The sequence below is a fragment of the Methanomicrobium antiquum genome, from assembly GCF_029633915.1.
GTDB lineage: Archaea > Halobacteriota > Methanomicrobia > Methanomicrobiales > Methanomicrobiaceae > Methanomicrobium > Methanomicrobium antiquum.
Genome location: NZ_CP091092.1, coordinates 1,420,158 through 1,439,236 on the forward strand (window position 1 = coordinate 1,420,158; position 19,079 = coordinate 1,439,236).

Sequence of the window (19,079 nt, forward strand, 5' to 3'; positions counted from 1 at the left end):
GGTGAAAATATGGCAAAAAGGAAACAAATCGGAAGAAGAGTAGAGGGCTGGAAAGCCAAAAACTGGTTCAAGGTGTATTCACCAGAAGTATTTGACAAGGTATACCTTGGAGATACAATTGCAAACGAACCTGAAAAAGTATACGGACGCGTCATGCAGACAACTCTTGGCGAGATGACTCAGGACTATTCAAAGCAGAATGTTAAGATGCGTTTTAAAGTTACAGAAGTCGCAGGAGATGCAGCATATACTGATTTTGCAGGACACGAAGTAACAAAAGACTATCTTCGTGCAATGATCAAGAGACGTGCATCAAGAATTGACAGCATTGTTCTTGCAACAACAAGTGACGGAAAAAAGATTCGTGTAACAGCAACATGCTTCACAATCAACCGTGCAGATGCAAGCCAGCAGCATGCAATCAGAAAAGAGATCACAAACTACATCCTTAAAAAAGCAAAGGAGCAGACATATTACCAGTTTGTAAAGGACATGGTAATGGGTGAGATCTCACGCGATATCTTCAAGAGCATAAAACTGATTCACCCGACAAGACGTGTTGAGGTAATCAAATCAAAGGTAATAGAAGCAAAAACTGTCGTAGCACAGTGATGCTTTTACTAAAATAAATAAAACATGGAAGTGTTATAAATGGGAAAAACTGGTATAACCTCATGGACTCAGATTAAGAGTGTATCCGGCCAGCTAAGACTTGTTCCCCAAAAAGAGGGAAACTACAAAAAGCCGGGTCCAAACCAGCGCTTTAAGTCAGGAGCCAAATTAAAGAGAGCTATTCAGAAAACACAACAGGAAGCAGGACGCGGAGGAAGAAGAGGAGGCGGACGTCAGTCACGCTCAAGAAACACACCTCAGGTAGATCCGCGTTTTAGAAGACGCATCAAACGCTCCCCTTCATCAATAAAGGGAGCAAAGGCTAAGTCCAAATAAAACAAACCGAGGCTTTAAAACCGTCCATGAAATTATATTTCATGCACTGTTTCATGTAAATTACAAAGTAATCTTCATGTAAAATCAAGCCTCACTTTTTATTTGAAATAACGAAGGCAGGTCTATTGTAATGAATTCAAAAGAAGCTATTCAAAATTATCTTTTTGCAGAACGCGCCAAAACAAATCTTATTACCCTTTCTCAATCTGCATCTGTTCTCTATGAATTAAAAGGAGCAGAAAAATCAGGTGCGAAAAAGATGCTTAAGATTTTTGCAGGTGCAATCGGACAGGATCTCGGTTTGGCATACAACACAACAAAAAACCAGAGTTTTAAGGATGCGAACGAAATTTTAGAACAGGCTGAAGGTATGCTCGAAAACGAAGATTTAGAAGATGCATCGCTTGCAATAAGCAGTGCTATTACAAAGGCAACTACTCCTGCACAGCAGGCATGGCAGGTATTATCCAAAAATGAACTCATCTGATTTTTTAGACTTTATAAGCACCAGATCCTCTGTGAGGACTTACAAAAGTGAGCCTGTTTCAGATGAAGAGATAAATTTCATAATTAGTTGCGCATCAAAAGCGCCAAGTGCAGGAAACAGGGAATCCTGGGATGTGATTATAGTTACAGATGAATCAGTCAAAGAAATTCTCTGTGATTGTGCATTTAATCAGGAACACCTTATAAAGGCACCCGTAATTCTTGCTGTTTGTGCAAATTACATACGCTCAATGTCCCAGTACGGCGAAAGAGGTATTCTTTATGCCGTAGAAGACGCAACAATCGCTGCAACATATATGATGCTTGCGGCACATTCACTAAGACTTCAGACATGCTGGACAGGAGCTTTTGATGATGAAGCAGTTTCAGAGACACTCGGTCTTTTGCAACATGCAAGACCAATTGCCCTTTTGGCTGTAGGACATGGCACTCTTCCGGAATACCGGACAGAAAGAATGCCAGTTAGTGAACATATTCATGAAGAAACCTGGTAAATCAGGTTTGAGATAAAAATGTCAGATTATCTTGTAACGCTGGAATCAGCATGGGTTGTCAAGAATGTGGAAACTCTTGATGACGCTATTGGAATAGCAATTAGTAAAGCCGGAAAATGTCTAAATCCTTCCGCAAAATTTGTAGAGATTGAAATAGGCCAGATCAACTGTCCTTTCTGCGAAGAAGAGTTAAGTAACGCTCTTATTGTCGCAAACATGGGTTTGGTAGGCCTTATTCTTGAGATGAAAGTTTTTAAAGCCGAATCAAAAGAGCATGCCGCCAAAATAGCCAAATCAGTAGTTGGAAGAGCGCTTCGCGATGTTCCACTTAAAATGATTGAAGTAAAGGAGATTTGAAATGATTTCAGTTGTAGGTCACACTGCAATTGATAATATATTTACATTGCCTCATCTTCCAAAAAGGCATAATTCAGTGTTTGTTCTGGATCACAAAATTTATTTTGGAGGAGGGGCCGCAAATATAGCCACAGGAATTGCAATTCTCGGAGGAGAATCAACATTAATAAGTGCAGTCGGAAAGGATTTTGCAGGTAGTCCTTATGAAAAATGGCTTGATGAAATAGGTGTTAATCGCCGCCTTTTCATATCTGAAGATAAAAATACCCCAACCTGTTATCTCTTTAACGATACACAGGGAGATCAGACAACAGTTTTTGAATGGGGAGCATCAGAGCTTTTTACATCCGAAGATGCACCGGAGCTTGAATTTGTCCATATGGCAACAGCAGAGCCGGAATTTAATGTAAAAGTTGCAGAAAAAGCAGAATTCTCATCCTTCGATCCGGGTCAGGATCTGATAAAATACACAAAAGAACAACTATTGTCGATAATTGAAAATATAGACATTCTTTTTGCAAACCATCATGAGATAAAAGGAATGTCTGAAAAAACAGGTCTTTCAAAAGAAGCTCTCTTAAAAGAAATTCCAGTTTCAGTTATCACAATGTCTGGTGAAGGAAGCGAACTTCATCTAAAAGGCGATACTAAAAAAATACCTGCTATAAAAGTCAGACTTGCTGACCCGACCGGCGCAGGCGATGCATACAGAGCCGGATTTTTAACAGCATACCAGAAAGGATATTCTGAAGAGACCTGCTGTAAAATAGGAACTACAGCCGCATCGTTTGTAGTTGAAAAAACAGGATGCCAGACAAATCTCTGCGACTGGGAAAGAATGAAAAGCCGCTATCATGAGAACTTTGGTGATCTGCAAATTTAAATAAAATATTCACTTAAAAATGCAGGAGATGATTGATTAAATGCCAAATACAGGCGAGTCTAAAATAGAGGGTTTAACCAGATTTTTATTCAGGGCACCTTCATGGCCGCGATCACTTGCAATAATATTAATTCTTAGTCTGAGTCTTGATGCAGCAAGTTTTATCAGAAGCAGTGATATTCACCATTTTGGATTCTGGGGTTTTTTTATTCCTGCATTGCTTGCATTTATTCTTACAAAACCATTCGTTGAAATTTTCGGGAAAAAGATAACATGGAACAGATCTGCTCTTCTTGCGCTTGCATGTACAGTCTTTTCAATAATAATTAGTCTTTTTCCATTTTTTTTGATATTTGAAGGAATATATCCTCTATTATATGCAGTATCCCTGGGATTTATCTTTGGAATAAGATTAATTGTACTTGTTGCGATTGCAGATTACAAAATATCCCACATGGCATCTCCTGCACTTTTGCAAAGTATTTTCGCAATTGTTTTGGGAACATATTATTTTGGATATGTATTCACTATCTATGCAGTTCTTATCCATCTGATGTTTGGTGCAGGTGTTATCATGTTTCTGTGGCTTGTTGAAAGACCGCTTAAGAAAAATTTTCATATAAGTGCTTTAAATTTCATAAATGCTTTTATTGCCCACAATACAGATGGCTCAAAAGCTTTGGAGGAATTTTTCAGGGATATAGGAGAAGATGTCTATGTTCCGCAGACAACATTGTTTTTCAAAAGAGATGGTAAAAAAGACATAATATTTACTGTTCCAAATTTGCATCCCGGACCTATGGGAGAAATTGGCGGAGGAAACCTTCCAAAAGTCCTCCATGAATCACTTGGTGGAGAAACTATTGTAACTCACGGATGTGCAACACATGATTTCAATCTGATTTCAGAAAATGAAATCCCAAAAGTCGTCTCGGCTATTAACAAGACAAGAGATAATATCAAATATTACAATACTGCCGGAGTTTCAAAAAGAATTGTTTATGATTCTGTGCAGGTCTTATCACAGCCTTTTGGTGATTCCCTTCTGTTAGTCAGTACAAGGTATCCTGAAAAAACAGAGGATATTGACTATCCGATAGGACTTTCAATCATGGCAGAAGGGCAAAAAAGATTTTCACACATTGCTTTTATAGATGCACACAACTGTATGACTGATGTCTCAAACCCGGTTATGCCAGCATCCCGCACTGCATATGAATATATGAAAGTGTGTGATATTGCCGGAGAAGAAGCAGTTAATGAAAAACAGGAAACATTTGAAGCAGGAGTTGCACATGTTTCTGTTCCCTTCTCACGTGAGGAAGGCTTTGGAGATATTGGAATTCAGGCTATGGTAATACAAAGGGGAGAAAATAAAACAGCCTATGTTCTTTTTGATGGAAACAATATGCTAAACGGCGTCAGGGAAATTCTCAGAGATGAAATTCTAAAACATGTCGATGAATGTGAATTAATGACAACAGACTCTCACGTTGTCAATACATTAAGCGGCAAAAATCCGGTCGGCTATAGAATTGAGGCTAAAAAAATTCTTCCATACGCACTTTCGGCAGTAAATGAGGCAATTTCAGATCTCGCACCAGCCAGATGCGGCGCTACTACTGCGTGGTGTGAGGGTGTAACTGTTTTTGGATCACACCGGATTTCCCAGCTGGCAAGTTCAGTAAACGCCATGCTGACGTTTATTGCTCCATTGGGATTTACAATTCTTCTTTTGGCTTTTATCTTTTCAGTTGTAGGCTACTTTTTGCTTACATAAAAAAACATTTTTTCAAAAATCAAATCAGTTATCTTTTTTTCCTAGAATGTGAAATATGTATACTCCACAATACCGGAGTAGTAAAAGCGAGAGTTGCCGAGCCTGGCCAAAGGCGTTGGACTTAAGATCCAATCTCGTAGGAGTCCGTGAGTTCGAATCTCACCTCTCGCATTGTGTCTTTTTAACTATTGTGTATATTGATTATAGCTATTGAGAATGTTGATTATTTTTATTATGGCTATTGAGAATGTTGGTTATTTTTATTAGGTTTCTATTTGGTTTCTATTAGGTTTTTATTTTGACCGGCTTTTTAGCCATTTTGTCATCATACAAATTAAGCCTGAAAAAATAAAATTCAAAAATGATACTTCATAGATAATTTTAAAAGCATTCCTGCTGTTTTTGCTTATTTTTGCTGTTTTTATCCCAAGTATTATCTGTTTCTTTAGAAAAAACTAAATATGCAGGATAATGTCCCTTCATCCGAACTTGAATCAAGGATGAGCAATTTTCGTTTGAAAATGGATGAAAAGCATGAAAACTGGAAATACGCAGCTATTTTTGGAAAAATAAATCAGTATTACTTCACCGGCACTATGCAGGACGGGGTGCTCATAATTCCGCGTGATGAGAGTGCTGTTTTTTTTGTCAGAAGCAGTTATTCACGTGCAGTTCATGAATCAGAGTTTAAGGATATAAGGCAGATAAACAGTTTTCGTGACGCCGCAACTCTATTTTCACCTGCCGGAATTGATGGAGAAACTGTTTTTCTCGATTCTGAAGTAATATCCTATGCACATCTTCAAAGGTTCCTGAAATATTTCAAGTTTAAAAATATCGCATCTGTTGATAGTGCAATTGCTGATACAAGATCTGTTAAAAGTGAATATGAACTTGGTTTAATGATAAAATCAGGAGAAATTCACAGGACTGTTACAGAAGATATTGCACCTGATATGCTTTATGAAGGAATTACTGAGGCTGAATTTGGAACAGAGCTTTTTAAGGCATTAATATCAGAAGGTCATCAGGGAATTGTCAGATTTGGAATGTTTGACAATGAAATTGTAATGGGGCATATTGGATTTGGTGAAAATTCCATTTATGCCTCATATTTTAATGGAGCAAGCGGAAACTGTGGAATTGGACCTTATGCTCCTGTTCTTGGAAGTTCAAAACGAAAACTAAAGAAAGGTGATTTGGTCTATCTTGATATTGGCTGCGGATATCACGGTTATCAGACAGACAAAACAATGACATATATGTATGGAAAAAGTCTTTCTGAATCTGCAATAGAAATTCACAACAGATGCGTTGATATCCAAAATGAAATTTCATCAATGCTAAAACCGGGAAACATTCCATCACAGATATACAATGACATAATAAACAGCCTTGATGATGATTTCAAAAAGAACTTTATGGGATACAAAAATAGAAAAGTCAAATTTTTAGGTCACGGAATCGGACTTTTAATAGATGAAATGCCTGTAATTGCCAAAGGGTTTGATGAACCGCTAAAAGAGAATATGACAATTGCAATTGAGCCAAAACAGGGTATAAGAGGGATTGGAATGGTAGGAATTGAAAATACATTTATTGTAACAGGGTGCGGCGGCAGGTGTATCACAGGCGACAATCAGGGACTTTTACCAGTATGGTAAATCAGTATGGATAAAAACTATATTTCAACATTTTATTTTTTTTATATTTTATCCATTGTTGTTTTAAAGATAAAAATTAACTGAGTCTAATAATTTGTATTTTTATTTATCAAACCAATATTCTTGGAATTTATATCGGTCTGACAATATAAGATTCCTTCAATTTTCTAAGAAATTTTTGCTTCAAACACACATATATATTTTTAAATAAATGAATTAAGAAATATAAAACTTGACAATTTTATGGAAATTATTTTTCATAATAGGTATAAATATGACAAATAATTCACTGTCTGAAGATGCCAAATGAATTAATTTTTTAAAGTATGCCTTTGTTAATAAGTTATGATAGATATTGGAGGGATCCAGTATTCTCTCATATTGGAAATGCTAAGCAAACAAAAATAAAATAGGAGGAATTGTAATGCTAAAAATAAATAAAGAAGAAGCTTTTACAGGTCTTGAGGCCGCAATTGTATTAATTGCGTTCGTCGTTGTAGCAGCCGTTTTCTCATACGTAGTATTGGGAGCCGGTTTCTTCACAACACAGAAGTCTCAGGAAGTTATCTATACAAGTGTAGATCAGGCAAGTTCAAGTGTTGAGATTTTAGGTGATGTTTATGGTATCGGCGATACTGGCGATCCAGTAACATTTATCGACCAAATCCGTTTCACTGTAGGACTTACAGCAGGTGGAAGTCCGGTTGACTTCAAGCAGACCACAATCACATATGCTGACAAAACCAATGTTACAAAACTGGAGCGTGAGGCTGATGAAGTACTTGGAGCTCCAGACGCAACAATCACAGAAGGACACTGGGCTGTAGTTCTTGCAAAGAACAATGCAAGTGCAGATCTGCTTCTTGAAAACCAGGAACAGTTCACAATCAAAGCAAATCCGATTGATGAAATTTCCGCAAATCAGGAGTTCACATTAGATCTGCGCCCTGCAGTAGGTACTGCATATTCAATTCAAAGATCTGCACCTGCAAGAATTCTGGGAGTAAACACCCTCTACTAAGGAGATGAAAAGAATGGCAAAATTATTCAAATCAGAAGAAGGTTTTACAGGTCTTGAGGCCGCAATTGTATTGATTGCGTTCGTCGTTGTAGCAGCCGTTTTCTCATACGTAGTACTCGGAGCCGGTTTCTTCACAACACAGAAATCACAGGAAGTAGTCTACTCAAGTGTTGACATGGCAGCTTCAAGTCTTGAAGTCTTAGGTGATGTATACGGAAACAGTACTGGTGGCGAAAATGCATACATGGACGGTATCAGATTTGTTGTAGGACTTACAGCAGGAGGAAACTCAGTTGACTTCGCAACAACAAACCTCGTGTTTACAAACACCACATCCATCAAAGATCTCAAAAACGCTTCAGCAATCTCGAGTTCATCAACAACTGTAACATCAACCCAGACTGAAATTACAGGTGAAGGAGAATACACATGGGGTATTCTTGATATCGCAAACGCTGAACAAAACGATGCATTACTGGAAAACCAGGAGCAGTTTACAATTTACGCATATCTCTCACCAACAGCTGTAACTGCAAACGAGCGCTTCAGCTTAGAAATTAAACCGCCGATGGGCGCATCATATGCAATTAAACGCTCTGCACCGCCAAAGATTGAGAAGGTCAACCTTCTTAACTAATCATTTTTTTTATTTTGACAATTAAAGCAGGACAGAATATGATCAGATATAACAATGATGAAGGATTTACAGGTCTTGAGGCCGCAATCGTCTTGATTGCATTTGTTGTAACAGCGTCTGTTTTTTCATATGTGGTACTTGGTGCAGGTTTCTTTGCGACACAGAAAACGCAGGAAGTCGTATATACAAGTGTCGGACAGGCATCCTCAAGTGTTGAAATATTAGGAGATGTTTATGGAAACAGTACAACAGTCGGAGGTGTGGATGCCAAAATTGATGGTATAAGATTTGTAGCAGGTCTTACAGCCGGCGGAAGTCCGGTCGATTTCTCATCGACAACACTCACCTTTGCAACAGAAAACATAGTAAAAAAGATCAACAACGTAACAGAAATAAACAGTTCATCAAAAAATGTTGTTGTCAGTCAAAGCAGCATTGGTCCTGACGAATGGGGAATCATTGATATTTCTAACGCAAATGCAGGCCAAAAAGATGCATTACTTGAAGACCAGGAACAGTTCACAATATATGTTCAGTTAAGCAGTGATACAGAAGTTGGGATGTATGAAGAACTGAGTCTTGAAATAAGGCCTGCAGAAGGTGCATCATATGCAATTAAACGCTCTGCACCACCAAAGATTGATAAAATTAATATTCTACATTAATCTGTTTTTTTAATCACCCATGGAGAAAATCTCCAAAAATTAAATTTTTAAAAAATTATTTTTATAAAGATTGTTTATTTCACTATCTTTTTATATAATAAAAACCTAATAACTTTAATTATGGCAATTAACCAGTCGCAGGTTGACCATATTATCAGTACAGCATCTGCTGATGATCCGGAGGTTAAACTTCAAAACTTACAGGACGAAGTTGATCTTCTGAAAAAATCAGTTAAAAAACTGCTTATTGACTTAAGAGAAAGGCTCAATGAAACTGAAAACCCGTTCATTGTATCAGCCATTCTGCCACAGAGTGAACTACCTCCTGCACAGAAAAAGGAAGACGAATTAAAAGACAAAGAGCAATTACCAGCGTTACTTGAAGAAGCAGACGAAATTGATGAAGAAGAAAAATTCAGTGCGACTGAGACTGAAATGCCATCAGATAAAACCGGTCTTGAAAACCCTGCAATATCACAGGGTCTGGGAATGACCGATAAAAATGCACTCATGCTTCTTAAAAAACAACTGGAAGATATAGAAGACAGTGCATATGAAATTCCAAAGGATACAAAACCAAAAGACCGTCCAAAACTAAAAAAGCTTCACAAGCTTTTTGAATGGGTAAGCCGGATGGTAAAAAAATATGGTCACGACAGACTCCTTATAATGATTGAGTCTTACCAGAAAATGGGCTATATTACTGACGATGCCTGCACACAGGTCGAAGAAATATCCAAATTAATGCCTGAATACATAGGCGACCTTCATGAAATAAGCTCTGAAGAATTTGTAGCAGAACTCTATATATTAAACAGAATATTATCCCCTGAGGATTCATCACTTGACAGGGAAATGATTGAAGTCATGATGGACAAAAAGGAAGGAGAACAAAATATTACAGCTTTAAAAAGCACAAGCAGTGAAGAAACTTCTGAAGAAGACTGGATTGAGATGCTTGAAAAATTCTGAGAAAAGTAACAGACCATGTCCAGTGAAACATTTGCAACAGCCATATTTCTGATAACCGCAATCGTTGCCGCCGCAGTACTTGTAAATGCATTTTTCCCGATTGTATATCAGGCAACCTCAACCTTTACAGAATCCTCAAGCTCAGCAGATGAACGACTACGCACCGACATTCAGATTATCAACACCTACGCAAATGCCGCATCTTCACTTGATGCAAAAATATGGATAAAAAATACAGGTTCTGCAAGAATAGGTACAAATACATTAAATATGTCTGACGTATTCATAGGAGAAGTCGGAAATTTTGACATCTCAACACTGGTTTCCGGCACTCCGGGCGCTAATCAGTGGAGCTATACAATAATTCAGACTGAAGATAACGGTTACTGGGACCCAAGAGAAACACTGCAGATTTCAGTTAACAGTGATCTTATTCCCTCGACATCAGGAGAATATGTATATTTTAGTCTGTCACTTCCAAACGGAGTCAGCATATCGCAAACATTTACTACGAGTGGTTAGATGGGCAGCGCAACAGTGATAGCAACAGCATTTGCCCTTATCCTGTTAATGATAACAGCATACTTTTTGGTAGCGGCTGTATTAACAACAACAGAGATTGTGGCATACGCACAGCAGGAAAGATTAGACAAGCAGGAAGAGCGCATGCGAACAAGCATCAATATAAATGCAACATCTGTACAGGCACCGTCAATTTTGTATACAGAGATAAAAAATGACGGAAGTGCAGTAATATCAGATTTTAAATATTGGGATGTTTATACTGGAGATAACACCGGCTCACCACCAGTACATTACCAGATAGGAGACAATACTGGAGAGTGGAATATTTCATCAATTACTCCTGATATGCTAAACCCCGGTCAGCTGGACCCTCAGGAAATTATGAACATCTCAATAAAATATCCTGATACAAGACCGGGATGGGTGAAAATTGCAACCCCTAACGGAGTTTTTGCTTCATCATATGTTGAATAAGAGTCTGCTTTGATAACAGTCACAATTACAGAGAATAAATTACAATAAATAAAACAGTAAAGCCCACAGCAAAAAAGAAAGCAAAAATCAGGTGAAAAATGTTTGACGAGGATGAAAGTTTAGGAAATTTACTGGGCGGAGACGACAGAAAGATTCTTTCCACCGGAAACAATGAAATCGACAAAAAACTTGCCGACGGCCTTCCGCTGGAATCACTCACACTTATTGAAGGAGAAAACGACACCGGAAAAAGTGTAATGACCCAGCAGATTATCTGGGGTGCAATGAAAGGCGGCTTTAATGTGGAATTATTCACATCAGAAAGCACATCTAAAAGTTTTATCTCACAGATGGACTCAATGAGTCTTGATATCTCCGATTACTATGCATGGGGCTACCTCAAGATATTTCCGATGCACACCCTTGGATTTGAATGGGGAGAAAAAGAGATGCAGGGAATATTAAAAAGAATAATTGCAAAAATCCGGGCCAGCAAAGCTGAAGTAATAGTAATTGATTCCCTGACACTTTTAACAGAATCAACATCTCAAAGTGATCTTTTGGCATTTCTTACGAACTGTAAAAATCTCGTTGATCACGGAAAAACAATTCTCATCACTCTTCACACATACGCATTTGAAGAAGACACACTTGTAAGGATTAGATCAATTTGTGATGCGCACCTTTTCATGAAAAAAGCCCTCGTTGGTGACAAGTACGTAATGGTTATGGAAGTAATCAAAGTGAGAGGTGCAAGAAAAACTACAGGAAACCTTGTTTCATTCGAGGTTCACCCGGGATACGGCATGAAGATAATTCCAATGTCAAGTGCAAGAGTCTGAAAAGGAAAAAATTATGGGTTCACTAAGTGCAAATGTCAATCTTCCGTTTCAGCCTGAAGAGGTTGATCCTGAAGATGATATCTATTCCAACTACGAATCATCTGCTCTTTACAGGATGCTTCCTGCAAATGCAAAAGAGTACGTAGCCCAAAGTCCGCATCTCCTTGAGTATTTACAGATGTTTCCTGTAAACCTTTATGGAATACCTCTGTTTTTCTCTGAGCTTAAAAGAGATTTAAAAGGAATGGACAATCCAAATATAATCTATCCTGTAAATGAATTTACATTCATCCATATATTTCCGGACCAGGATGATGTCCGAAATTTCTACATTCCTATTGAACCCTCATTCATGCACTCGGTAGCAGAAGCAATGCCTCTTATCGAAAAGAAGCTTATTGACTTAATTGACGTATTAGAAGAAGATCCAATAACAGAAGAAGAAAGAAAGGAAGTTTTAAGAAGGGTCTTAAAAGAAGTGGTTTACATAAAAAAACCTGAAGAATCAATCGCCTCCCTGACCGGTGAAACTCTCGAAGGCGGTGCTTCTGTCGGAATTAAAGACAAGCTAATCAAATTTTTAAACACTGATTTTTCTGCCCAGAAAGAAACTGCCGAACTTGCAGGCGCAAATATTGCCCAGACCGATGAAGGAAAAGTAATTCTCACAATGGCTGAATACCGCTCAATTGAGTACCTTCTTATACGTGACAAGGTAGAAATGGGAATATTAAATCCATTCCTTGCAGACCCGTATAATGAAGATATCACATGCGATGGTGTAGGGCCGATATTTGTCGAGCATAAAATATTTAACGGACTTAAATCGGCCGTAGAGTTCAGATATTCTGAAGAAATTGACGATTTTGTAATAAAAATGGCTGAAAGAATCAAACGTCCTATTACATTCAGAAGCCCTATTGTCGATGCCACACTTCCTGACGGTTCACGTATAAACATAGTATATGGAACAGAAGTTTCAAAACACGGAAGTAATTTTACAATACGTAAATTTGCAGAAGAACCTTCAAGCATTCTTCAGCTTATAGAATGGAAAACCACCGATTATATGGTTGCCGGATATCTGTGGATATGTATAGAATTTGGAATGTCTCTTTTTATGAGCGGTGAAACTGCAAGTGGAAAAACAACAAGTCTGAATGCGCTTACCACATTTATTGCACCTGAAAGCAAAATTGTAACAATTGAAGATACACCGGAACTGACTGTTCCTCATAAAAACTGGACTCGTGAAGTATCAAAGGGAAAAGGAAAGGGCGAAGGTGAGGGAGGAGAGATAACAATGTTCGATCTCCTAAGATCAGCTCTTCGTCAGCGTCCAAATTACATCCTTGTCGGTGAAATCCGTGGTTCTGAAGGATCAGTTGCATTTGGTGCCATGCAGACAGGTCACCCTGTAATGAGCACATTTCACGCATCATCTGTAGAAAAACTTATCCAGCGTCTCTGTAGTGAGCCGATAAATATTCCGCTGACACATGTGGATAACTTAAATCTTGTAATTATCCAAAGTGCTGTTAGAAGACCTTCCGGTGGCACTGTAAGACGCATGTTAAGCATCAATGAGCTTGTAGGATATGATCCTGAGACAAAGGGTTTTTCATTTGTTGGAATATTTGTATGGAATCCGATAACAGATGAATTTGATTTCCCCGGACGAGGAAGCAGTTACCTTCTTGAATCAAAGATTGCAACTCTTCTTGGTGTGCCGGACAATAAGAAATCTGAGATGTATTTTGAGGTTGAAAAAAGGGCAAAAATTCTCCAAAGGCTTCATAAAGCAGGTTATATGGGATTTTGGGATCTTTACCATATGATTACGAAGGTTAAAAAACAGGGTCTTTTAAAAATTGAATTTTAGGCGCATCTTATGTTTGAATCAAAGTTAAAGGAGTTAAGAGAGAAAAACGGAGGTAAACTTCCCTTTGAAGACTCCGTAAAAGAGATCAAAAACAGACTTCTTGATATTGAGGAGAACAAAAAGATGGGCAATGATCTCTTGTTCATGATAACTTACATGGCCGCAATTACAAATGCCAACGTCTCAAGACCTGAAATTTTTGCCTACACTGCCGAAAGAAGAGAATACATTCCGACAAAGTATATGAAAAGAGTTGAATGCTTTGTCAAAAGGTGGAATTACAGTTATTCCGAAGGTTTAAGAATTGTTGCAGACAGGGTAAGAAACCCTCTTGTTGAAAGTTTATTAAACCGTTTTGGAAATTCAATTGAATCAGGTGTTCCGGATGAGGAATTCCTTACTGAAGAGCTTGGAACTATTCGAAATGTTTACAGAAACAATTTTGAACAGGGAATAGAGATGCTAAAAAAATGGGGTGATGCATATATCGCTCTTATGCTTTCAGCAACAATTGTAAGCATCATCATCATGGTATCTGTTGCTATTTATGCACCTGATGATCTTGACTCAACACTTAACTCATCTTACTTTTTGACAATTGGTGTTTCAGCATTTGGTATTATAACAATGTACAAATCAATACCTGATGACCAGAAATGCCATAATCTGCCCTATGGAGGAAGTTATGAGCAGAATCTTATCAGAAAGTTTGAAAGGGTGCTGTTGCCTATTGCATTTTTAGTCTCAGTCATATTATTTATTGCAGGCATTAATTTTGGATTAATATGCCTTTTATTTGGGATACTTTTAGCACCGCTTGCAATATTTGGCTGGCGTGATGACAATAACATTATTGTTCGTGATGAGGATTTTACAGTATTTATCCGCGGTCTTGGTTCAATTATGGGAGGAATGGGAATGACAATCACACCTGCCATAGCAAAGGTTGACAGAAAATCCCTTCATGTTCTTGGAAAATACATCGATTCAGTATACTCCAAGATGAATATTGGTCTTGATGAAGCTTTAGTGTGGAAAAAATTTGTAGGTGACACCGGAAGCAATCTAATCTACAAATACCTTGGAATTTTCAGGGATTCAATAGAACTTGGTGCAGATCCGGCTGAAGTATCACATATTGTAAGTACTTCCATGCTTGAACAGACACTCCTTCGGCAGAAAAGAGAAATGCTTGGAATGGGTTTTATTGTTCTCTTAATACCAATGCATGTAGCAATGATTGGAATTTTTGTATTCCTTTTTTATATTCTTCTTAAAATGGCACATGCTATTGAAAGTGTGATGGCTACTTTTGAAGATACTGCGGCGGCACTTAGTTCAAGTACAACCTCTGTCGGAGGATCGATGATGGGAACAATTAACATTTTTGCTAATTTCCCTGAGGATAAAATGCAGATGTTTTTGATAATATCTGTATTGATAATTACAGTGGCAAATGTCATTGCCGGAAAAATAGTAAAAGGCGGAGACCGATATATGTTTTATGTATTTGGAAGCATTTTATTTATTCTGTCAGGATTAATGTATATTATTGGTCCGGTTTTTGTTGACATAATGTTTACCATTCCAGGTTTTGAGGCGATATAATGACAGAAGAAAACGGCGACAGAAAGAGACGACTACTTATGATGCTGACCATCGTTCTTGCCGGGTCAGCAATTACATTTATAGACCTGAGTCCGGCTATTGCAATCCTTATTGCTCTGGGAGTAGGAATTGTAATGCTTTTTGCATTGCAGATGGTTACTTTTGATGAATTAAAAATTGGATTTTCTAATCTAAAAGATAAGCTAAACCAGCCAATAAGCATAAAAAAAGACAAATCAAAAGAGTCTGCTTCAAAAGATACACCTGCTATAAAAACAGAAAAACCAGAAATTAAAGATAAAAAGGCAGGCAAAAAAAGAGAGATTCCTTTTGCATCCTATCTTCAAAAGATTCCTTTCATCAAAGACAAAATTGGTACTAAATCTTCAGATATTAACAAACCAGAAAAAAAAGATGACAAAACTGATGATAAAAGAAAAGATGATTCTTCAAAAAAGTCATTATTCCCAACATTTTCATCTGCCTTTGGCTTTTTAAAAGGAAAAACAGAAAAAAAGGATAAAGCAAAAAAAATTGATGAACTCCTTGACAAAACTGTAAAAGGAGAATTTCCTTCTGAATCGTCTGAAACTGAAGATATTCAGGGTGGCGAGAGTATAGATTCATCCGAAGAGGATGAGTTCTCTGATTTTGACGATTTAGACCTCGGACTCGAAGAGGATGAAGATATTTCAGTTGAAAATAGTGATTCAAAACCAGCCGGTTTTGAAGAAGAGATACCTGAATCAACAATTGCTGATATTTTATTAAAAGAAGGTATAGAACTTGAACTTGATGACGAGGAGTTCCCGGCGGCTGATTCTCAAAATGAAGATGAGGAAACTACAGATTCAGATGTTTCATCATCAGGGCTGAGTGAATTTGATGAACTCGATGATGATGTCTCAGGCCTTGATTTGGATGATGAAGAACTGGATGAATTTGATGACATCGATTTGGATGAAATTGAAACTGAAGATGAGATAGATCTTGGAGAAGAGGAGGAGACAGAGGAGATTGAAATCGGAGTTTCCGATGAAGAAATGCCTGAACCAGTCGAACCTGAAGAAGACATTATATCTGCACCACCCAAAGAATGGACTCAGACAAGACAAACAAGTGTCTCTTCAGATGATGACAATCTCTACGAAACTCCCATGTCACTTGCACTCGGAGGAGGCGATGACGATGATCTCTTTGCTATGCTCAAATCTGATACAAAAAAAGCTGTATCAGTTCAGGAATTAAGTCTAGTTCGTGATTTAAAAGATATCAAAGTTGAAAGTGAAGAGCTTGTCGGCGAACTTGAAGATATTTTAGTCCAGTTTGGAATTGAAAAGGAAATTAAAAAAGATATAAATGAAAATAATAATGAAGCAAATATAAATAAGCAGAATCAATAATTAGGAGGTTTATTTGATATGACACAGTTGCCGGTAAAACTTGAACATGAGGGAAAATGGGTCTCATTAAAAATCGATCTTGACGAAGAAAAAATAACTATTCCCGGACCTGTTTCAACTGAAATAAAAATAAAAGCAGTTGATGATCTCGAAGAGAAGAAAAATATCCTGATTATTAACACAAAAAAAGGCGAATCTGTCAAACTGGCCTCAGTTCCAAAAGTATTGCAAATCTTAAAACGTGCAATAATTATGGGATGCACTGCTTATCGTCTTTCAGCATATTTTATGTCACCGGCAATCAGGGGAGGTGTAATGGTAAAAAATACCAAATGGGAAAAAGGTGCAATTGCCGTTTTAAAGACAGGAATCTGGTGTGTCAGCAAGGAAAAGCAGGTATGCATCCCTCTTGATGAAGTATCAGGAATTGATCTTACAAAAAGGGAAATTTCCGGCAAAGAAAATGATGTTGTACAAATTAACCATATCGAGTCCGGAGAAGTCGTAACAAGTTTTGTATTATGCCCCCTTACAACTCTTCAAATTTTATTCAACTATCTAAAAGATGCAACAAAGTATCTTGATGTTTCTTCAGGAGAACTTGATGGTGTATCAAGTCAGGTTGCAATGCTTGTTTACAGTGGAATGGACACTCATGCTATTGAAAACATGATAAATATTTCGAATAAACAGATAGAATCTATATATGACAAATTAATTGAGAAAGGCCTTGTGGAAGTGGTTATGATAAGACGGGAAGTAAAACTCACCACAAAAGGTGTCAGATTTGTGAACGAATCTGTAAAAACTTAAAAAAATTAGCTGAAACATAAAAATTAATCATCTTACAGTATTTTTAAAATATATTTTATAAATAAAGAATCATTTTATGAAGCTTTTTTTTCCAAATATTTCAAATGAGCAATTTTATTTCTTTTTTTTCAAAAAAAATCCATAATATTTTTGATTACATTCGATAACCTTAATAGGATTCATATAAGAATAAATAACGATTGACAATGGGAAGGATCCTTGTTGTAGACGATACAATGTTTATGAGAACTCTTCTGAAAAATATTTTATTTTCAGGCTCACATGATATCGTTGGAGAAGCAGAAGACGGTGAAGATGCCGTTGAAAAGTACAAGGCATTAAAACCAGACCTTGTTACTATGGATGTAGTAATGCCAAAAATGAACGGTATAGAAGCACTTAAAGCAATTATGGCCTTAGATCCAAATGCGAAGGTTGTCATGTGCACTGCCGTTGGCCAGGAACAAATGGTAAAACTGGCAATCAAAACAGGAGCAAAAGGGTACATTGTTAAACCATTCCAGGCCCCAAAGGTCCTTGAAGAGGTAAATAACGTTTTAAGTTCCTGATAAAATGATCAGAGTTCTGATTATTGATGACTCTGTTTTCATGCGTACGGTTCTGACCGATATTCTGAAAAAAGATCCATCAATAGAAATAGCAGGCACAGCAGAAGACGGATTAAAGGGTCTTAAGAAGATAGAAGAGCTATCTCCTGATGTAATAACCCTTGACATTCAGATGCCAAACATGGACGGTATTGAAATGCTTGAGCGTATGCAGTCGCTTGAAAATCCGCCAAAAATTCTGCTTCTTAGTACTCTCACCTCAAAAGATGCCGAATTAACCAAACGTGCTCTCGATTTAGGTGCAGATGACTTTATGCTAAAGCCAAGAAACCTTGGCAAAATCAGGGGTATTCAGTCAGAACTTATTACAAAAATAAAGCATCTGATAACAATACCGTCTGTTCAAAAAAAGGTAAAAGTCGAAAGTGTCCCGGCTGACAAAGTTGTTCTGATAGGATCATCGGCAGGTGGTCCACCTATGCTTGACATGCTTGTTTCATCTTTAAAACCGGAGTTAAATGCCGCAGTTGTAATCACACAGCATATGCCTGCAGGCTTTACCGCATCTCTTGCTGAAAGATTGAACAGAATTTCACCTTTGGATGTAAAAGAAACAGAGAATGGAGATATTCTTCAGAAAGGGAAAATTTTCGTCTCAAAAGGTGGATTTCATACAATTATTTCCGCAACACTTGACAACGCAGGAAAAGTCGGAGGTAAAATAACTCTTTCAAAAGCACCTCCTGTCCATGCTGTAAGACCTGCAGTTGACAAGACATTCAGCTCTGCCGCAAAAGTCTACGGTCCTAAAATTGTCGCTTCCATATTAAGCGGCATGGGCAGTGACGGAGGAGAAGGTATGGCCGCCATAAAAGAAGCAGGTGGTAAAACATTAGTTGTCCGTGAGGAGGACTGCCTTGTCTATGGTATGGCACGTTCTGCACTGGAGAGAAACTGCGTTGACAGAGTTCTGCCTTTAAAATCAATACCAAGGGAAATCATGAGATCAGTTTCTGAAATGGAGTGAGTTATTCA

The 19,079-nt window shown here is 37.7% G+C and carries 21 protein-coding genes and 1 tRNA gene; all 22 read left to right on the forward strand.

Features of this window, described 5'->3' with window-relative positions:
* The first annotated feature begins 9 nt into the window (after positions 1-9).
* The 22 genes from L1994_RS07045 (at position 10) to cheB (ending at position 19,071) form a co-directional block, all read left to right on the forward strand.
* Positions 10-612: a 30S ribosomal protein S3ae gene (locus L1994_RS07045; RefSeq protein ID WP_278098750.1), complete on the forward strand. Its 603-nt coding sequence runs from the start codon at positions 10-12 to the stop codon at positions 610-612.
* A 39-nt stretch (positions 613-651) separates the two neighbouring features.
* Positions 652-948: a DUF5350 domain-containing protein gene (locus L1994_RS07050; protein ID WP_278098751.1), complete on the forward strand. Its 297-nt coding sequence runs from the start codon at positions 652-654 to the stop codon at positions 946-948.
* Between the two features lie 130 nt (positions 949-1,078).
* The gene (locus tag L1994_RS07055; protein WP_278098752.1) at positions 1,079-1,435 is read left to right on the forward strand and encodes a hypothetical protein; all 357 of its coding nucleotides are present in this window, start codon (positions 1,079-1,081) and stop codon (positions 1,433-1,435) included.
* Positions 1,422-1,949 carry a nitroreductase family protein gene (locus tag L1994_RS07060; RefSeq protein WP_278098753.1) on the forward strand — a complete coding sequence of 176 codons (528 nt, stop codon included), beginning with the start codon at positions 1,422-1,424 and terminating at the stop codon, positions 1,947-1,949. Before L1994_RS07055 ends, L1994_RS07060 begins: the two co-directional genes overlap by 14 nt.
* An 18-nt stretch (positions 1,950-1,967) precedes the next feature.
* The gene (locus tag L1994_RS07065; protein ID WP_278098754.1) at positions 1,968-2,306 is read left to right on the forward strand and encodes a DUF555 domain-containing protein; all 339 of its coding nucleotides are present in this window, start codon (positions 1,968-1,970) and stop codon (positions 2,304-2,306) included.
* 1 nt (position 2,307) lies between these two features.
* The gene (locus tag L1994_RS07070) at positions 2,308-3,189 is read left to right on the forward strand and encodes a carbohydrate kinase family protein (RefSeq protein ID WP_278098755.1); all 882 of its coding nucleotides are present in this window, start codon (positions 2,308-2,310) and stop codon (positions 3,187-3,189) included.
* 40 nt (positions 3,190-3,229) lie between these two features.
* The gene (locus tag L1994_RS07075; RefSeq protein ID WP_278098756.1) at positions 3,230-4,969 is read left to right on the forward strand and encodes a DUF2070 family protein; all 1,740 of its coding nucleotides are present in this window, start codon (positions 3,230-3,232) and stop codon (positions 4,967-4,969) included.
* An 86-nt stretch (positions 4,970-5,055) separates the two neighbouring features.
* Positions 5,056-5,140: transfer RNA gene (locus L1994_RS07080), tRNA-Leu, on the forward strand.
* A gap of 290 nt (positions 5,141-5,430) precedes the next feature.
* A complete protein-coding gene (locus L1994_RS07085) occupies positions 5,431-6,633 on the forward strand; it encodes a M24 family metallopeptidase (RefSeq protein WP_278098757.1) in 1,203 nt (400 codons plus the stop codon).
* Positions 6,634-7,057: 424 nt separating this feature from the next.
* Positions 7,058-7,654 carry an archaellin/type IV pilin N-terminal domain-containing protein gene (locus tag L1994_RS07090; RefSeq protein ID WP_278098758.1) on the forward strand — a complete coding sequence of 199 codons (597 nt, stop codon included), beginning with the start codon at positions 7,058-7,060 and terminating at the stop codon, positions 7,652-7,654.
* 13 nt (positions 7,655-7,667) lie between these two features.
* Entirely contained in the window at positions 7,668-8,291 is a 624-nt protein-coding gene (locus L1994_RS07095) for an archaellin/type IV pilin N-terminal domain-containing protein (protein WP_278098759.1), read from the forward strand.
* Between the two features lie 38 nt (positions 8,292-8,329).
* Complete coding sequence (locus L1994_RS07100) at positions 8,330-8,956, forward strand: archaellin/type IV pilin N-terminal domain-containing protein (protein ID WP_278098760.1); 627 nt, start codon at positions 8,330-8,332, stop codon at positions 8,954-8,956.
* A gap of 120 nt (positions 8,957-9,076) precedes the next feature.
* Positions 9,077-9,928 (forward strand): FlaD/FlaE family flagellar protein, encoded by an 852-nt coding sequence (locus tag L1994_RS07105; protein ID WP_278098761.1) that lies wholly within the window; start codon positions 9,077-9,079, stop codon positions 9,926-9,928.
* Positions 9,929-9,943: 15 nt separating this feature from the next.
* Complete coding sequence (locus tag L1994_RS07110; RefSeq protein WP_278098762.1) at positions 9,944-10,450, forward strand: flagellin; 507 nt, start codon at positions 9,944-9,946, stop codon at positions 10,448-10,450.
* Positions 10,451-10,927 carry a hypothetical protein gene (locus L1994_RS07115; RefSeq protein ID WP_278098763.1) on the forward strand — a complete coding sequence of 159 codons (477 nt, stop codon included), beginning with the start codon at positions 10,451-10,453 and terminating at the stop codon, positions 10,925-10,927.
* 98 nt (positions 10,928-11,025) lie between these two features.
* On the forward strand, positions 11,026-11,769 hold the full coding sequence (gene arlH, locus L1994_RS07120) for an archaellum protein ArlH (RefSeq protein WP_278098764.1): 744 nt from the start codon (positions 11,026-11,028) through the stop codon (positions 11,767-11,769).
* Positions 11,770-11,782: 13 nt separating this feature from the next.
* Positions 11,783-13,651, forward strand: a complete 1,869-nt coding sequence (locus L1994_RS07125) for a type II/IV secretion system ATPase subunit (RefSeq protein ID WP_278098765.1) — start codon at positions 11,783-11,785, stop codon at positions 13,649-13,651.
* Between the two features lie 9 nt (positions 13,652-13,660).
* Positions 13,661-15,259 carry an archaellar assembly protein FlaJ gene (gene flaJ, locus L1994_RS07130; protein ID WP_278098766.1) on the forward strand — a complete coding sequence of 533 codons (1,599 nt, stop codon included), beginning with the start codon at positions 13,661-13,663 and terminating at the stop codon, positions 15,257-15,259.
* Positions 15,259-16,662 (forward strand): hypothetical protein, encoded by a 1,404-nt coding sequence (locus L1994_RS07135; protein ID WP_278098767.1) that lies wholly within the window; start codon positions 15,259-15,261, stop codon positions 16,660-16,662. Before flaJ ends, L1994_RS07135 begins: the two co-directional genes overlap by 1 nt.
* Before the next feature lie 18 nt (positions 16,663-16,680).
* Entirely contained in the window at positions 16,681-17,475 is a 795-nt protein-coding gene (locus L1994_RS07140; RefSeq protein ID WP_278098768.1) for a CheF family chemotaxis protein, read from the forward strand.
* Between the two features lie 206 nt (positions 17,476-17,681).
* Positions 17,682-18,044: a response regulator gene (locus L1994_RS07145; RefSeq protein WP_278100822.1), complete on the forward strand. Its 363-nt coding sequence runs from the start codon at positions 17,682-17,684 to the stop codon at positions 18,042-18,044.
* Positions 18,045-18,048: 4 nt separating this feature from the next.
* Positions 18,049-19,071, forward strand: a complete 1,023-nt coding sequence (cheB, locus tag L1994_RS07150; protein ID WP_278098769.1) for a chemotaxis-specific protein-glutamate methyltransferase CheB — start codon at positions 18,049-18,051, stop codon at positions 19,069-19,071.
* The last annotated feature ends 8 nt before the right edge of the window (positions 19,072-19,079 follow it).

Coding starts and splice junctions, on each gene's coding strand:
- L1994_RS07045 (WP_278098750.1), top strand. CDS start 10: ATGGCAAAAAGGAAACAAATCGGAAGAAGAGTAGAGGGCTGGAAAGCC.
- L1994_RS07050 (WP_278098751.1), top strand. CDS start 652: ATGGGAAAAACTGGTATAACCTCATGGACTCAGATTAAGAGTGTATCC.
- L1994_RS07055 (WP_278098752.1), top strand. CDS start 1,079: ATGAATTCAAAAGAAGCTATTCAAAATTATCTTTTTGCAGAACGCGCC.
- L1994_RS07060 (WP_278098753.1), top strand. CDS start 1,422: ATGAACTCATCTGATTTTTTAGACTTTATAAGCACCAGATCCTCTGTG.
- L1994_RS07065 (WP_278098754.1), top strand. CDS start 1,968: ATGTCAGATTATCTTGTAACGCTGGAATCAGCATGGGTTGTCAAGAAT.
- L1994_RS07070 (WP_278098755.1), top strand. CDS start 2,308: ATGATTTCAGTTGTAGGTCACACTGCAATTGATAATATATTTACATTG.
- L1994_RS07075 (WP_278098756.1), top strand. CDS start 3,230: ATGCCAAATACAGGCGAGTCTAAAATAGAGGGTTTAACCAGATTTTTA.
- L1994_RS07085 (WP_278098757.1), top strand. CDS start 5,431: ATGCAGGATAATGTCCCTTCATCCGAACTTGAATCAAGGATGAGCAAT.
- L1994_RS07090 (WP_278098758.1), top strand. CDS start 7,058: ATGCTAAAAATAAATAAAGAAGAAGCTTTTACAGGTCTTGAGGCCGCA.
- L1994_RS07095 (WP_278098759.1), top strand. CDS start 7,668: ATGGCAAAATTATTCAAATCAGAAGAAGGTTTTACAGGTCTTGAGGCC.
- L1994_RS07100 (WP_278098760.1), top strand. CDS start 8,330: ATGATCAGATATAACAATGATGAAGGATTTACAGGTCTTGAGGCCGCA.
- L1994_RS07105 (WP_278098761.1), top strand. CDS start 9,077: ATGGCAATTAACCAGTCGCAGGTTGACCATATTATCAGTACAGCATCT.
- L1994_RS07110 (WP_278098762.1), top strand. CDS start 9,944: ATGTCCAGTGAAACATTTGCAACAGCCATATTTCTGATAACCGCAATC.
- L1994_RS07115 (WP_278098763.1), top strand. CDS start 10,451: ATGGGCAGCGCAACAGTGATAGCAACAGCATTTGCCCTTATCCTGTTA.
- arlH (WP_278098764.1), top strand. CDS start 11,026: ATGTTTGACGAGGATGAAAGTTTAGGAAATTTACTGGGCGGAGACGAC.
- L1994_RS07125 (WP_278098765.1), top strand. CDS start 11,783: ATGGGTTCACTAAGTGCAAATGTCAATCTTCCGTTTCAGCCTGAAGAG.
- flaJ (WP_278098766.1), top strand. CDS start 13,661: ATGTTTGAATCAAAGTTAAAGGAGTTAAGAGAGAAAAACGGAGGTAAA.
- L1994_RS07135 (WP_278098767.1), top strand. CDS start 15,259: ATGACAGAAGAAAACGGCGACAGAAAGAGACGACTACTTATGATGCTG.
- L1994_RS07140 (WP_278098768.1), top strand. CDS start 16,681: ATGACACAGTTGCCGGTAAAACTTGAACATGAGGGAAAATGGGTCTCA.
- L1994_RS07145 (WP_278100822.1), top strand. CDS start 17,682: ATGGGAAGGATCCTTGTTGTAGACGATACAATGTTTATGAGAACTCTT.
- cheB (WP_278098769.1), top strand. CDS start 18,049: ATGATCAGAGTTCTGATTATTGATGACTCTGTTTTCATGCGTACGGTT.